Origin of the sequence: Nocardioides coralli, from assembly GCF_019880385.1 — a bacterium.
GTDB lineage: Bacteria > Actinomycetota > Actinomycetes > Propionibacteriales > Nocardioidaceae > Nocardioides > Nocardioides coralli.
Genome location: NZ_CP082273.1, coordinates 1,007,162 through 1,021,326 on the forward strand (window position 1 = coordinate 1,007,162; position 14,165 = coordinate 1,021,326).

At 71.2% G+C, this 14,165-nt stretch carries 14 protein-coding genes; 8 read left to right on the forward strand and 6 right to left on the reverse strand.

Going from position 1 to position 14,165, the window contains the following annotated elements:
* The first annotated feature begins 47 nt into the window (after window positions 1-47).
* Genes K6T13_RS04915 through secA form a run of 3 tightly spaced genes read left to right on the forward strand, consistent with a single transcriptional unit; the run spans window position 48 to window position 4,954 of the window.
* The gene (locus K6T13_RS04915) at window positions 48-728 is read left to right on the forward strand and encodes a response regulator (RefSeq protein ID WP_249423940.1); all 681 of its coding nucleotides are present in this window, start codon (window positions 48-50) and stop codon (window positions 726-728) included.
* Between the two features lie 59 nt (window positions 729-787).
* Window positions 788-2,032, forward strand: a complete 1,245-nt coding sequence (locus K6T13_RS04920) for a winged helix-turn-helix domain-containing protein (protein WP_222897411.1) — start codon at window positions 788-790, stop codon at window positions 2,030-2,032.
* 57 nt (window positions 2,033-2,089) lie between these two features.
* Window positions 2,090-4,954 carry a preprotein translocase subunit SecA gene (secA, locus tag K6T13_RS04925; protein ID WP_222897412.1) on the forward strand — a complete coding sequence of 955 codons (2,865 nt, stop codon included), beginning with the start codon at window positions 2,090-2,092 and terminating at the stop codon, window positions 4,952-4,954.
* Here the strand turns inward: secA and K6T13_RS04930 are convergent.
* Window positions 4,951-5,451, reverse strand: a complete 501-nt coding sequence (locus K6T13_RS04930; protein ID WP_222897413.1) for an Rv3235 family protein — start codon at window positions 5,449-5,451, stop codon at window positions 4,951-4,953. The two genes, secA and K6T13_RS04930, sit on opposite strands and share 4 nt — an antisense overlap.
* A gap of 2 nt (window positions 5,452-5,453) precedes the next feature.
* On the reverse strand, window positions 5,454-6,149 hold the full coding sequence (locus K6T13_RS04935; RefSeq protein ID WP_222897414.1) for a LysM peptidoglycan-binding domain-containing protein: 696 nt from the start codon (window positions 6,147-6,149) through the stop codon (window positions 5,454-5,456).
* Between the two features lie 103 nt (window positions 6,150-6,252).
* Here K6T13_RS04935 and K6T13_RS04940 point away from each other — a divergent pair, with 103 nt between their 5' ends.
* Window positions 6,253-6,786, forward strand: coding sequence for a hypothetical protein (locus K6T13_RS04940; RefSeq protein ID WP_222897415.1), 534 nt, complete (start codon window positions 6,253-6,255; stop codon window positions 6,784-6,786).
* Between the two features lie 12 nt (window positions 6,787-6,798).
* On the opposite strand, the gene K6T13_RS04945 is transcribed toward K6T13_RS04940, so the two are convergent.
* Genes K6T13_RS04945 through K6T13_RS04960 form a run of 4 tightly spaced genes read right to left on the reverse strand, consistent with a single transcriptional unit; the run spans window position 6,799 to window position 10,141 of the window.
* Entirely contained in the window at window positions 6,799-7,134 is a 336-nt protein-coding gene (locus K6T13_RS04945) for a sec-independent translocase (RefSeq protein WP_222897416.1), read from the reverse strand.
* Window positions 7,135-7,137: 3 nt separating this feature from the next.
* Complete coding sequence (locus K6T13_RS04950) at window positions 7,138-8,301, reverse strand: Mrp/NBP35 family ATP-binding protein (protein WP_222897417.1); 1,164 nt, start codon at window positions 8,299-8,301, stop codon at window positions 7,138-7,140.
* 54 nt (window positions 8,302-8,355) lie between these two features.
* Window positions 8,356-8,880 (reverse strand): DUF1003 domain-containing protein, encoded by a 525-nt coding sequence (locus tag K6T13_RS04955; RefSeq protein WP_222897418.1) that lies wholly within the window; start codon window positions 8,878-8,880, stop codon window positions 8,356-8,358.
* Window positions 8,873-10,141, reverse strand: coding sequence for a magnesium transporter MgtE N-terminal domain-containing protein (locus tag K6T13_RS04960; protein WP_222897419.1), 1,269 nt, complete (start codon window positions 10,139-10,141; stop codon window positions 8,873-8,875). The genes K6T13_RS04955 and K6T13_RS04960 overlap by 8 nt, the downstream gene beginning before the upstream one ends.
* Window positions 10,142-10,227: 86 nt before the next feature.
* Here K6T13_RS04960 and K6T13_RS04965 point away from each other — a divergent pair, with 86 nt between their 5' ends.
* The 4 genes from K6T13_RS04965 (at window position 10,228) to K6T13_RS04980 (ending at window position 14,141) form a co-directional block, all read left to right on the forward strand.
* Window positions 10,228-11,331 carry an endonuclease/exonuclease/phosphatase family protein gene (locus K6T13_RS04965; RefSeq protein WP_222897420.1) on the forward strand — a complete coding sequence of 368 codons (1,104 nt, stop codon included), beginning with the start codon at window positions 10,228-10,230 and terminating at the stop codon, window positions 11,329-11,331.
* Window positions 11,328-12,203 carry a glycosyltransferase family protein gene (locus K6T13_RS04970; RefSeq protein WP_222897421.1) on the forward strand — a complete coding sequence of 292 codons (876 nt, stop codon included), beginning with the start codon at window positions 11,328-11,330 and terminating at the stop codon, window positions 12,201-12,203. Before K6T13_RS04965 ends, K6T13_RS04970 begins: the two co-directional genes overlap by 4 nt.
* A 79-nt stretch (window positions 12,204-12,282) precedes the next feature.
* Window positions 12,283-12,657: a hypothetical protein gene (locus K6T13_RS04975; protein ID WP_222897422.1), complete on the forward strand. Its 375-nt coding sequence runs from the start codon at window positions 12,283-12,285 to the stop codon at window positions 12,655-12,657.
* 74 nt (window positions 12,658-12,731) lie between these two features.
* A complete protein-coding gene (locus K6T13_RS04980) occupies window positions 12,732-14,141 on the forward strand; it encodes a phospholipase D-like domain-containing protein (protein ID WP_222897423.1) in 1,410 nt (469 codons plus the stop codon).
* Window positions 14,142-14,165: the final 24 nt, after the last annotated feature.

The window sequence follows — 14,165 nt, forward strand, 5'->3', positions numbered from 1 at the left end:
GTGTGCGTCCGGGCCTCCTGCGACGCGGGTCGTGTCATGATGACGCCGTGGTGACCGACACAGGCGAGTCCGACGAGCCGATCCGGGTGCTGGTGGTCGACGACCAGGAGCTGTTCCGGCGGGGGCTGACGATGCTGCTCGCGGGCGAGGAGGGCATCGAGGTCGCCGGCGAGGCCGGCGACGGTGTCGAGGGCACGTCCCTGGCCGAGAGCGTCGCCCCCGACGTGGTCCTCCTCGACGTACGCATGCCGCGTCGCTCGGGCATCGAGGCATGCCGGGCGATCAAAGAGTCGGTCCCCTCGGCGAAGATCATCATGCTCACGATGTCCGACGAGGAGGCCGACCTCTACGAGGCGGTCAAGAGCGGCGCCGCCGGGTACCTCCTCAAGGACTCCTCCATCGAGGAGGTCGCCCAGGCCATCCGCGTCGTCTCGGAGGGGCAGTCGCTGATCAGCCCGTCGATGGCCGTGAAGCTGATCGACGAGTTCAAGCAGATGTCCCGGCCGGAGAAGGGCCAGGTCCCCGGGCTGCGGCTCACCGAGCGCGAGCTCGAGGTGCTCCGGCTGGTCGCCACCGGCATGAACAACCGCGAGATCGCCCGGGAGCTGGTGATCAGCGAGAACACGGTCAAGAACCACGTGCGCAACATCCTGGAGAAGCTCCAGCTGCACTCGCGGATGGAGGCCGTGATGTACGCCGTCAAGGAAAAGCTGCTGGACCTGCCCTAGGGCAGACCGAGGAACGAGGCCGGGTCAGCCTGTCCCCGTCACGTGGTTGAGTCGTCCCCGTGATCGAGCTGAGCAAGGCCGAGGCACGGCGGGTCGCGCTGGCGGCCCAGGGCTTCCTCGACCCGCCGCACGCCGTCCCCACCCTGCGCACGCTCGCCCGCACCCTCGAGCGGACCAGCGTGCTCCAGGTCGACTCGGTCAACGTCCTGGCCCGCGCCCACCTGATGCCGCTCTACTCGCGGATGGGTCCCTACGACCCGGCACTGCTCGAGCGGGCGGCGAGCGGCCGCGAGCGGCGTCGCCTCGTCGAGTACTGGGCGCACGTGCAGGCCCTGATGCCGGTCGACCTCTGGCCGGCCATGCAGTTCCGGCGCGACCACTACCGCGCGCAGCGGGGCAAGTGGGGCTTCACCGCGGACGCGAGGCTCGAGCCGGCGGTCCTGCAGGCGGTCCGCGACCGCGGACCGGTGACCGCGCGCCAGCTGGACGCCGAGTTCTCCGGCCCCCGGACGCGCGAGCACTGGGGGTGGAACTGGTCCGACGCCCGCCAGGTGCTCGACTACCTCTACCTCGTCGGAGACGTCGCCATCGCGGGGCGCAGTCCCCAGTTCGAGGTGCGCTACGACGTTCCGGAGCGGGTGCTGCCGCGACGGGTGCTGGAGGCGCCGACGCCCAGCCCGCAGGAGTCGGCCCGCGCGCTGGTGCGTCGGGCGGCCCGGTCCCACGGGGTCGGGTCCGGCCCCTGCCTGGCCGACTACTTCCGGATGCGGTGGCAGCCCGGCAACGGCGAGGCCAACGCGCGCGAGGCGGTCGCGGACCTGGTCGAGGCGGGCGAGCTCGAGGAGGTGCGGGTGGAGGGCTGGCGCCGGCCGGCCTGGCTGCACGCCTCGGCGCGCCGGCCCCGGTCCGTGCGGGCGCGGGCGCTGCTCAGCCCCTTCGACCCGCTGGTCTGGGAGCGGACCCGCACCGAGACCCTCTTCGACTTCCACTACCGGATCGAGATCTACGTGCCGAGGCCCCAGCGGCGCTTCGGCTACTACGTGCTCCCATTCCTGCTGGGGGAGCGGATCGTCGCCCGGGTCGACCTCAAGGCCGACCGGGCTACCGGCCGGCTGCTGGTCCCGGCTGCCTTCGCCGAGCAGCACGCGCCGGAGGAGACCGCGGCCCAGCTGGCCGCCGAGCTGCGCAGCCTCGCCGGATGGCTCGGGCTGGACGAGGTCGAGGTGGGCAGCCGGGGCGACCTCGCGGCGGCGCTCGCCAGCGAGCTGAGCACTGTTTCGGACCTCACCCCGCCCGCTGGGTAGCATGGCCGACGGCCCACCGGCCGATCGTCAGTGTCGACACCCAGGAGTCATCCCACCGTGCCTGCCATCATCGACAAGATCCTCCGCATCGGCGAGGGCAAGATCCTGCGCGAGCTCGAGGCGGTCGCGCAGGCGGTCAACGCCATCGAGGACGACTTCGTCGCGATGAGCGACGAGCAGCTGCGCGGGATGACCGACGAGTTCCGCAAGCGGCTCGAGGAGGGGGAGACCCTCGACGACCTGATGCCCGAGGCCTTCGCCACCGTTCGCGAGGCGGCCCGCCGGGTGATCGGGCAGCGGCACTTCGACGTCCAGCTCATGGGTGGCGCAGCCCTCCACCTCGGCAACATCGCCGAGATGAAGACCGGTGAGGGCAAGACCCTGGTCTCGACGCTGCCGGCCTACCTCAACGCGCTCTCCGGCAAGGGCGTCCACATCGTCACCGTCAACGACTACCTCGCCAAGTACCACGCGGAGTGGATGGGTCGCATCCACCACTTCCTCGGCCTCACCACCGGGGTGATCCTGGCGCAGATGAAGCCGGCCGAGCGGCGCGAGGCCTACGCCTGTGACATCACCTACGGCACCAACAACGAGCTCGGCTTCGACTACCTCCGCGACAACATGGCCGGCTCGCTCGAGGACTGCGTGCAGCGCGGCCACAACTTCGCGATCGTCGACGAGGTCGACTCGATCCTCATCGACGAGGCGCGCACCCCGCTGATCATCAGCGGCCCCACCCAGGACGAGGTCCGCTGGTACGGCGAGTTCGCGAAGATCGCCAAGACGCTCCACCGCGACGACGACTACGAGGTCGACGAGAAGAAGCGGACCATCTCGGTGCTGGAGTCGGGGATCACGAAGGTGGAGGACCACCTCGGCATCGACAACCTCTACGACTCGGTCAACACGCCGCTGATCTCGTTCATGAACAACTCCATCAAGGCCAAGGAGCTGTTCCGCAACGACAAGGAGTACGTCGTCATGAACGGCGAGGTGCTCATCGTCGACGAGCACACCGGCCGCATCCTCTCCGGGCGCCGCTACAACGACGGTCTCCACCAGGCGATCGAGGCCAAGGAAGGCGTCCAGATCCGCGAGGAGTACCAGACCCTTGCGACGATCACGCTGCAGAACTACTTCCGGCTCTACGAGAAGCTCTCCGGCATGACCGGCACGGCGATGACGGAGGCCTCGGAGTTCGACAAGATCTACAAGCTGGGCGTCGTCCCCATCCCGACGAACAAGCCGATGGCACGCATGGACCAGGCCGACCTCGTCTACCGCACCGAGGAGGCCAAGTACGACGCCGTCGTCGAGGACATCGCGGCCCGGCACGAGAAGGGCCAACCGGTCCTGGTGGGCACCGTGTCCGTGGAGAAGTCCGAGTACCTCTCCCAGCACCTGAAGAAGCGCGGCATCCCCCACACCGTCCTCAACGCCAAGCAGCACGCCGACGAGGCCAAGGTCGTGGCGCTGGCCGGTCACAAGGGTGCGGTCACCGTCGCCACCAACATGGCCGGCCGCGGTACCGACATCATGCTGGGCGGTTCGGTCGACTTCCTCGCCGACCAGGACCTGCGCAGCCAGGGCCTCGACCCGGTGGAGAAGCCCGAGGACTACGACGCCGCCTGGCCGGCGGCCGTGGAACGGATCCAGGCCCAGGTGGCTGCCGAGCACGACGAGGTCAAGGAGCTCGGGGGCCTCTACGTGGTCGGCACCGAGCGCCACGAGTCGCGCCGCATCGACAACCAGCTCCGGGGCCGGTCGGGTCGTCAGGGTGACCCGGGTGAGTCGCGGTTCTACCTCTCGCTCCAGGATGAGCTGATGCGGCTGTTCAAGTCGGAGTGGGTCGACCGGATCCTCCAGGTCATGAAGATCCCCGACGACGTGCCGATCGAGAACAAGCGGGTCACCAACGCGATCGCCAACGCCCAGGGCCAGGTCGAGTCGCAGAACTTCGAGTCGCGCAAGAACGTGCTCAAGTACGACGACGTGATGAGCCGGCAGCGCGAGGTCATCTACGCGGAGCGGCGTCAGGTGCTCGAGGGGGCAGACCTCGAGTCGCAGGTGCGCGGCTTCATCGACGACGTGGTCGCGGGCTACGTCGCCACCACGACGGAGGAGCTGCCCATCCAGTGGGACCTCGACGGCCTCTGGAGCGCGCTGCGCCAGCTCTACGACGTGGGTGTGGACCAGGAGCGTTGGGTCGAGGAGCAGGGCGGCGTCGAGTCGCTGAGCCGCGAGAAGCTCGTGGAGGACCTCCAGGCGGACGCGCAGGCGGCCTACGACCGCCGGGTCGCCGAGATCGGCGAGGAGGTGATGCGGGAGCTCGAGCGCCAGGTGGTGCTCTCCGTGCTCGACCGCAAGTGGCGCGAGCACCTCTACGAGATGGACTACCTCCGCGAGGGCATCTACCTGCGTGCGTACTCGCAGCGTGACCCCCTCGTCGAGTACCAGCGCGAGGGCTACGACATGTTCGCGGCGATGATGAACGGCATCAAGGAGGAGTCGGTCGGCTTCCTGTTCAACCTCGAGGTGTCGGTCGACGAGGACGACGACGAGGGCGACGCGGCGGACCAGGAGGAGCAGGTCGAGCCGATGCAGCGACCGGTCCCCACCGCTGACGCGGCCGACGGCGCCGGTGACGGGTCGCGTCAGCCGGCGCCCCACATCCACGCCAAGGGCCTCTCGGCGCCCCGACAGCCCGAGAAGCTGACCTACGCCGGTCCGCAGGAGGGCATCGGCGAGGTCGGCGCCGAGGACACCCCGGCCGTGCGCTCGACGGTGACCAACGCCGACGACCCGTTCGCAGGCGTCGGCCGCAACGACACCTGCCCCTGCGGGTCGGGCAAGAAGTTCAAGAAGTGCCACGGCGCCCCGGGCGGTCCCACCGGGCTCACCGCGCGCGCCAGCGGCTAGGCGAACTCCAGCGCGACCGCCTGCCAGCGGCCGGCCAGGTGCTCGAACCGTACGGCCACCGCCCGTGACCGGCGGCCGTAGCGCACGCGGGCGCTGACCTCGGCGGTCTCGTCGTCGACCCAGCAGGTGTGCAGGCTCGCCAGCTGCGGCCGGACCTGCTGGATGCGCGCGGGGGAGCGTGGGTCGCGCACGGCGGCGGCCCGCACCAGCTGGGCCCGCCGGGCCAGGTCCTGGTAGACGCCGGGTGTGGTCCAGCGCAGCAGCTGTGCGACGGGCCGGTCGCCACCGGCGATCTCGACGGCTGCCTGGGTGAACCGGTGGGCCCAGGCCTCCAGGCGGTCCCGCTCGCGATCGCCCGCCGTGCGGAGCAGCACCATCGGCGGCGGGTCCGCAGGCTCCGGCGGACCGCCCGCGAGGTCGAGGGCCAGCGTGCCCTGGACGCTGGCGACCGGGACGGGGTGCCGCAGCGGCACGACCTTCGGGTGGTAGGGCGACATGGCTACTCCTCTCCGTCGTGCTCCGGCAGCAGCAGCCGCTGGCCGGGGTGGATCAGGTCGGGATCGGCCCCGACGAGCTGGTGGTTGGCCCGGTAGATCGCGCGCCAGCGGCGGTCGACGGCCCGAGGGTCCACCCCGGTCGGCAGGGTCCGCGCGGCGAGACGCCAGAGCGAGTCGCCGGGCGCGACCACGACGGTGCTCCGCGCGGGAGCGGGCGGTGGGCGGAGGGCGGCGGTCTGCCAGGCGGCGGCCGACGTGCGGTCGGGAACGGGGAGCCCCACGAGGTCATCGCCCGGACCTTGCCCGGGGCCAGGGGCGCCCGCGTGGGCCGGAACCGTCAGACCTCCGACCAGGGACAGCCCGCAGGAGGCGAGCACCAGGCGGCGGAGGGCTACGGGCACCGAACCCGTCGGCGCGGGACGGTCCAGTGCCTCGAGGACCACCAGGCTGACCAGCAGCCACAACCACGACACCGCGGCCGCCGCTGCGAGCTCGCAGCCGGCCACCAGCAGGGGCGCGAAGGAGGCGCCGCCCGAGGTCGCCGTCGACCACGGGGGCGGTGACGAGGCGCCAGCAGGGAGCAACCAGGCCAGCACGGTCGCGGCCGCCGCCGTCGCGACCAGCCACACCGCCAGGCACCGTGACCGCGAGGGTGAGCTCGAGGACGACCGGGGCGGAGCGACGCGATCCCGAGACATGCCACGAACCTTTCGTTTGTATCCGTTTGCGTCAGTAGAGACCGTTTGGGCTGCGTTGGCAACCCTCACGTCCACAGGGGCGGATGTGGCAGGCTCGCGCGCGATGGACTGGGACGAACGCCTCTTCGCGGTGCTCGACGACCTCGAGCAGCAGGCGGAGGCGCTCTACGACGCCGAGCGAGAGGCTGAGCTCGCCGACCGCAGTCGTGCGGAGTACGGCGCGGTCACCGTCGCGGCGCGGTTGATGGCCTCGACCGACCGGGACCTGACGCTCCACGTGGCCGGGATCGGGACGGTGACGGGGACCCTGCGTCGCGTGGCTCGGGGGTGGCTGCTGCTCGACGCCCCCTCGGGGCACTGGGTCGTCCCCCTCGCCGGGATCGTGTCGGTGACCGGGGCGTCGGACCGGGCCGTGCCGGAGGTGGCGTGGTCCGCGCTCACCCGCCTCGGCCTGGGTTCGGCGCTGAGGCGGCTCTCAGAGGCAGGGGAGCAGTGCCTGGTCCACCGGGTCGACGGCAGCCGGCGCGAGGCGCTGCTGCGGCGCGTGGGTCAGGACTTCGTGGAGGTCGAGCCGCGTCCCGGCTGCGTGGAGCTCGTGCCGTTCACGGCACTCGCGGCCGTGCAGAGCCGGGTCTGAGACGCGCTGGCGTCAGGTGGCCTCGACGTCGTAGGGAGGGACCTCCCCGTCCAGGAGCCCGCGTGCCTTCTTCCGCCGTGACGCGGCCTCCTCCGCCTCGGCCTCCTCCATCGCCTCGACGATGTGCTTGCGCACGATGCTGCGGGGGTCGAGGTCGCGCAGCTCGAGGTCCTTGAAGTCCGGACCCAGCTCGGCGCGCAGCTCGTCACGAGCGCCGGTGGCGAAGACCTTCAGCCGGTGCAGGAACCGGCCGGCCTCGCGCGCGAACTCCGGCAGCTTGTCGGGGCCGAAGACCATCACCGCGACGAGCGCGATGATCGCCATCTCGGGCAGCCCGACTCCGAACACAGGTCAGAACTTACTGGTCGGCGTCAGCCCCAGCTGCATCCCGGCCAGACCGCGCCCGCGCCCGGCGAGCCGTCGCGCGACGTCGGCGAGGACGACGGCGGCCGGCGCCGTCGGGTCGGACTCCACGATGGGCTTGCCGACGTCGCCGCCCTCGCGCAGCGAGGTGTCCAGCGGTACCTGCCCCAGCACGGGTACGTCGTAGCCGAAGCGCTGCGACAGCGTCGCGGCGACGCGGTCCCCTCCTCCGGAGCCGAAGAGCTCGAGCCGGTGCTCGGATCCCTGCTCCGCGCAGTGCGGGCACGCGAGCCAGCTCATGTTCTCGACGACCCCCACGACGCGCTGGTGCATCATCGAGGCCATCGTGCCGGCGCGCTCGGCGACCTCCGCGGCTGCCTCCTGCGGTGTCGTGACCACCAGCACCTCGGCGCCCGGGAGGTGCTGCCCCAGCGAGATCGCCATGTCGCCGGTGCCGGGCGGCAGGTCGAGCAGGAGCACGTCGAGGTCGCCCCAGTAGACGTCGGCGAGCATCTGCACCAGGGCTCGGTCCAGCATCGGACCGCGCCACGCCACCACCTGGTCACGCCTCGGCTTGAGCATGCCGATCGAGATCACCGAGACCCCCGAGGGCGTGGGGACCGGCATGATCAGGTCCTCGACCTGGGTGGGCCGGTGGTCGGCGACACCGAGCATGGCCGGGATGCTGTGGCCGTAGATGTCGGCGTCGACGATGCCGACCTTGAGTCCCTGGCCGGCCATCGCGAGTGCGAGGTTGACCGTGACGGAGGACTTGCCGACCCCGCCCTTGCCGCTGGCGATCGCGAAGATCTTGGTGAGCGAGCCGGGCTGCGAGAAGGGGATCTCGCGCTGCGCCTGGCCGTCACGGAGCTTCTCCTGCAGGCCGGAGCGCTGCTCGCTGGTCATGACCCCGAGCTCGAGGTGCACGCCGGTCACACCGTCGACGGCCGAGACGGCACTGGTCACGTCACGGTTGATGGTGTCCTTCAGCGGGCAGCCCGCGACGGTGAGCAGGACCGTGACGTGCACGGTTCCGGACTCGTCGATCTCGACCGAGTCGACCATGCCGAGGTCGGTGATCGGACGCTTGATCTCGGGGTCGTTGACGGTCGCCAACGCGGCGTTGACGCGGTCCAGCAGGGAAGTGCTCATGATGCACCCAGCGTAGTTGCCGTCCCGTCGTACCGGTGCCCCCGGTGGCGGGTCTCACGCCGGGGGAGTGGCGCCCGTCTCGTCGTGCCCGTCCTCGGTCCGGGCCCGCTCGTCGAGCTCGGCCAGCAGCGAGCGCAGCTCGGAGCGGACGTAGTCGCGGGTCGCCACCTCGCCGATCGCCATCCGCAGCGAGGCGACCTCGCGTGCGAGGAACTCCATGTCGGCGTGGGCGCGGGCGTTGGCGCGGCGGTCCCTCTCGGCGATCACCCGGTCCCTGTCCTCCTGGCGGTTCTGCGCCAGCAGGATCAGCGGGGCGGCGTAGGAGGCCTGGAGGCTGAGCATCAGGGTGAGGAAGATGAAGGGGTAGAGGTCCCAGGCGAGGTCGTCGGGAGCCAGCCAGTTCCAGACCAGCCACACGCTGACGAACAGCGTCATGTAGAGCAGGAAGCGCGCGGTGCCCATGAACCTGGCGAAGCCCTCGGCGAAGGAGCCGAAGGCGTCCGCGTCGTAGGTGGGGCGCCGGATCCTGCGCCCGCCCTCGAGCGGGGTGTCGAGCCGGTCGCGGCGGGGCTCAGCCATGGCTGGTCCCGGTCGGCTGGGCTCCGGTGGCCAGGTCGCGCCAGTTCTCCGGGAGCATGTGGTCGAGCAGGTCGTCGACGGTCACCGCCCCCAGCAACCGTCCCTGGTCGTCGACCACGGGTGCGGCCACCAGGTTGTAGGTCGCCAGGTGCGCCGCGACCTGCACGATCGAGGCCTCGGGGCGGAGGGCGTCGAGCTCGGCGTCGATGGCGGCGGCGGCCAGGGAGGAGGGCGGCTCGCGCAGCAGGCGCTGGATGTGGGCGCAGCCCAGCAGCCGCCCGGTGGGCGTCTCCAGGGGTTGGCGGCACACGTAGACCATCGCGCCCAGCGACACTGGCAGGTCGGGGTTGCGGACGTGCGCGAGTGCGTCGGCCACCGTCGCGTCGGGGCCGAGGATCACCGGCTCGGGCGTCATCATGCCGCCGGCCGTCTCCTCCGGGTAGGACATCAGGCGCCGGACGTCCTCGGCCTCCTCGGACTCCATCAGCTCGAGCAGAGCGGCCGCCCGGTCCGGGGGGAGGTCGGCGATCAGGTCCGCCGCGTCGTCGGCCGACATCTCCTCGAGGACGTCGGCGGCGCGCTCGGGGTCGAGGTGGCCCAGGAGCTCGACCTGGTCCTCCGGCGGCAGCTCCTCCAGCACGTCGGCCAGGCGCTCGAGGTCCATCGCCTCCACCACGGCGGAACGCCGCTCCTGCGGGAGGTCGTGGATGGTGCTCGCCGCGTCGGCCGGCTTCATCTCGGCGAGCTGGGCGATCAGCAGCGTCGCGCCCTGGGACTGGTCGGGCGTGGTGAGGCCGGTGACCTCGCTCCACGCGACCACGTGGGTCTGACCACGGCGGCGGAAGGTGCTCCCCGGCTCCTGGACGGCCACGCGCGACAGCAGCCAGTCGCGGGTACGAGCCTGCTCCAGGGCGACGTCGAAGACCGTGCCGGTCACGCCCGACGTCGGGATGGAGACGGTCTTGTCCAGCATCTGTCCGATGACCAGGGTCTCGGTCGGACGCTGCTCGAAGCGCCGCATGTTGAGCAGCCCCGTCGTGTAGACCTGGCCGCTGTCGATGGTGGTCACCCGGGTCATGGGCACGAAGATCCGGCGCCGGCCGAACACCTCGGCCACGAGGCCGAGCACCCGCGGCTGGTTCACCTCCGACCGGACGGCCGCCACGATGTCGCGCACCTTGCCCACCTGGTCGCCCTGCGGGTCGAAGATCGGCAGCCCCACGAGGCGGGCGGCATACACGCGGGTCGCGGCGGTGCTCACGGGCCCACGCTAGCGTCACCGCGCGCCCCGCCAGCGTCGTCGACGCCGCGTGGCCGAGGGCGCGTCGCGGCTCGTACTATGGCCCCGTGCCCGGGTCCCGCAAGCGCGTACAGCCGCGCCATGCCGACGTGACCGGGCAACCCGTCCGGCGGTCGCGGCGCGCAGGGCTGCTCGGCGGAGCGGCGCTGGCGCTCGTGGGTCTGGTCGCCGCGCAGGGCCTGGCGGGCGGCGTCGTGGGCGACGCGATCGCGGCGCTGGGTGGTCCGGGTGCCGGGGACCGGGAGGCGCTGGTCGTCTCCGACCCGGCCCGACCCACGACCGCGAGCGGCGAGGCCCCGGAGGCCACGGCCGGGACCATGCTGCGGCCCCGGTTCCGGGTGGTCGACGCCACGAGGCTCAAGCCGGCGCCCGAGGAGCCGAAGCGCGCGAAGCTGGCCGAGCGGGTCGAGCGGCAGAGCGCCACCCAGGACACCATCCCGGAGTTCGGGGTGGCCATGATCAACATCCTCGGCAGCAACCACACGCAGGGCGGCAAGGGCGGCTACGCCCCGGGCGTCAACCGCGCCTACACCGCGACCCGGATGCTGCTGGCCCAGGGGGTCAGCATCATCGGCTTCTCCGAGATCCAGACCGACCAGCTCGGGGTCTTCCGCCGCAACGCCCCAAGCTTCGCGGTCTACCCCGGTACGGCGCTGGGCGGCAAGGGCGTGCCGCAGTCGGTGGCCTGGGACACCCGGGTGTGGTCCCTCGTCGAGGCGACCGAGATCTACATCCCCTTCAGCGGACAGATCCGGCCGCAGCCCGTGGTCAAGCTGGCCCACACCGGGACCGGCACCGAGATCTGGGTGATGAACGTGCACAACTCGCCTCACCGGCTGGAGGGCGAGCGCGACCGGGCGGAGACCATCGAGATCTCCAAGCTGAACGAGCTGATCGCGACCGGTGTCCCCGTGGTGGTCACCGGTGACTTCAACGAGAAGCAAGAGGTCCTGTGCCGGATCACGGCCTCCACCGGGCTCCAGAGCGCCGTGGGGGGCGGCAACTGCTATCCGCCGCCGCAGCAGATGCGCGTCGACTGGATCTTCGCCTCGCCGGCGTTCGCGGTCGAGTCCTACCGGGTGACGCGCGACGCGCCGGTCCCGAGCATCACCGACCACGCGGTCCTCTACAGCAGGTTGAGCCTGTCGTGAGCCCGGACCTCCGCCTCGCGGCCCTGACCATGGTCCGCGACGAGCAGACGATGCTCCCGCGCTGGGTGGCGCACTACGGCCGCGAGTGCGGTGTCGAGAACCTCTTCGTCATCGACGACAGCTCCTCCGACGGCTCGACCGACGACCTGCCCTGCTCGGTCATCCGCATCCCCTCCTGGGGGGACAAGCACTTCGAGACGACCCGGATGCGGGTGGTGAGCAGCTTCGCGGCGGGCCTCCTGGAGGCCTACGACGCCGTGCTCTTCGCCGACGCCGACGAGTTCCTCCTCGCCGACCCGGCTCGGTACGGGGGGCTGCGGGAGCTGCTGCTGGACCGACCGGACCGCGACGTGGTCGGTGCCCAGGGCCTCAACGTCGTGCACGCGCCGGGGGAGCCGGCCCTCGACCCGGGGCGACCGGTCCTCGGACAGCGCACGTGGGCCAAGTTCGTCCCCCTCATGTGCAAGCCCGCGATCAAGCGGGTCGCCGCACCGTGGGTCGCCGCCTCGCACGGCACCACCGTGCCGTTCGAGGTCGATCCCGACCTCTACCTCTTCCACCTCAAGTTCGCCGAGCGCGACCACCTGCGCACCACCGGCGACCACCGCAAGGCCCTGGTCGAGGCCGAGGGACGAGCCGCAGCCACGGCCTGGCAGTACGCCGGCGGCGATCTCGTCGACCTCGTGGACGAGATCACCCGCGACGTCGACCCCGGGACGGTGGAGCCCTACCGGTCGCGGCCCCGGCAGCTGGCCAAGATCGTCCGGCCGACGGACTCCGGCACCTATCGCGCCCACGGTCGCCGCCAGGTCAACGCGATGCGCGGCCAGCCGATGGTCACCGTGCCGGAGCGCTTCCACAACCTGGTGTGAGGCCGGCCCGCGCCGCAACGGCACGTCCGGACGTGTCGTCGTGGCGGTGAAGAGGGTTCTCCTTTGTTACCGTTCTTGCATGCGTCGCGGCGGCTTTCCGGTTCTCGCCTGCCTGCTCGGCCTCTGGCTGGGCGGGTGCGGCGACGACGCCGGGGGACCGGCGGAGGCGACCGGCTCGGAGAGCACGTCCGCGTCGGGCAGCCCGTCGAGCGTGCCGGAGGGCCCGGCGTGCGACGAGGTCTGGGTGGACGGCGCGGACCTGCCGCGGAGCTACCGCGGCTGCGTCCAGGACGACGCCTGGGTGAAGGCGGCGACCAGCCGATGTGCCTCGGGGCAGGTCCTGGTCACCTACGGCGACCGCTTCTACGGCGCCAAGGGGGCTGTGGTCAACGACGTGGGTGGACCACTCGACGACAGCAATCAGTACCGACGGGCCGTCAGGTCCTGCGGCTGAGAGGACGACCGACAGGTCGACACCGGTCACGCGCCTGGCGTGGCCGCCACCATCAACGCGATCAAGGGGACAACGTGCAGAAGCAGCTCAGAGGACTCGGCCGCGGGCTGACCCCGGGGGTGGCCGCGGTCGCCCTCGCCGTCACCGTCTCGCTGGTCGCCATCCCCGGAGCCGACACCACCCGCACGTCGACCCCGGACGGGGCGGCCACCGTGGAGGCCGCCGACCTGGAGCTGGCCGCCGGCAAGAAGAAGAAGAAGAAGTACACGCCGGGGACCGGCGTCATCGTCACCAACCCGCTCGGCGAGAGCAAGCACCGGATCATGGGTCACCTGCTGAGGACCATCGACGCGACTCCGCGCGGCGAGCGGATCCGGATCATCACGTGGAACCTGGTGAGCAAGCGGTTCATCAAGGCCCTCATCCGCGCCCACGACCGCGGGGTCAGCGTCCGGCTCCTGATGTCGAAGCGGAAGGCCAAGGGGCAGTCCAAGCAGGGGAGCTTCTACTCGCTGAAGCGCAACCTGCGCGACAAGAACAAGAAGCGGAGCAAGGGCATGAAGAGCTGGGCCCGGGGCTGCAGCAGCTCCTGCCGCGGCCGGAGCGGCATCGCCCACTCCAAGTTCTTCATCTTCTCCAAGGCGGGCAAGGCCCGGAACGTCGTGATGTCGACCTCCGCCAACGCCACCGAGGTCTCCGTCTACCGCCAGTGGAACGACATGTTCACCCTGGCCAACAACAAGCGCATCCACGACGGGTTCGCCGACGTCTTCAAGCAGGCTGCTGCGGACCGTCCGGTCAAGCGTCAGTACCGCACCTTCGAGGGCAAGTCGGTGGCCGCCTACGTCTACCCGTGGCGGGGCCCCGGCGCGAAGGGCGACCGGGTGATCAAGGAGCTGCGGCGGATCAGCTGCCGCGGGGCCCGCGGCGGGACCGGCATCAACGGCCGGACCCGGATCCGGATCGCCCAGGACGCGATCATCAACAACCGCGGCATCGAGATCGCCCGGGTGCTGCGCCACAAGTACCAGTCCGGCTGCAACATCAAGATCGTGTTCGCCCTCATGGGCAAGCAGGTCCGGCAGATCCTCAAGAACACCAGCCGCGGCAGGGTCCCGATGCGCCAGATCGTGCAGGACTGGGACGAGGACGGGGTCTACGACCGGTACCTGCACGCCAAGGTGATGGCCGTGAGCGGTCGCTACGGCAAGAACCGCAGCGCGCGGATCGCCTGGCAGGGGTCGGAGAACTGGTCGCAGGTCGCGGAGGTCAGCGACGAGCAGGGGTTCATCATCCGCCGCAGCGGCGCCGAGGGGACCTACGCCCGCTGGGTCGACTGGCTCCACCGGAACCCGCCGCCGCGCTCGCCCAGCAGCACCAGCTCCTCCCCGCGGGCCACCCTGCGGATCGCTCGGGCCCGGGGGGTCGACCCGTACGCCCTGATCAAGGAGGAGCTCGGGCTGACCGAGGCCTCGTCCCGCTGAGCGGGGGACCGATCTCGCAGACTG

Coding starts and splice junctions, on each gene's coding strand:
- K6T13_RS04940 (WP_222897415.1), top strand. CDS start 6,253: ATGGACTGGGACGAACGCCTCTTCGCGGTGCTCGACGACCTCGAGCAG.
- K6T13_RS04975 (WP_222897422.1), top strand. CDS start 12,283: ATGCGTCGCGGCGGCTTTCCGGTTCTCGCCTGCCTGCTCGGCCTCTGG.
- K6T13_RS04935 (WP_222897414.1), bottom strand. CDS start 6,149: ATGTCTCGGGATCGCGTCGCTCCGCCCCGGTCGTCCTCGAGCTCACCC.
- K6T13_RS04950 (WP_222897417.1), bottom strand. CDS start 8,301: ATGAGCACTTCCCTGCTGGACCGCGTCAACGCCGCGTTGGCGACCGTC.
- K6T13_RS04955 (WP_222897418.1), bottom strand. CDS start 8,880: ATGGCTGAGCCCCGCCGCGACCGGCTCGACACCCCGCTCGAGGGCGGG.
- K6T13_RS04930 (WP_222897413.1), bottom strand. CDS start 5,451: ATGTCGCCCTACCACCCGAAGGTCGTGCCGCTGCGGCACCCCGTCCCG.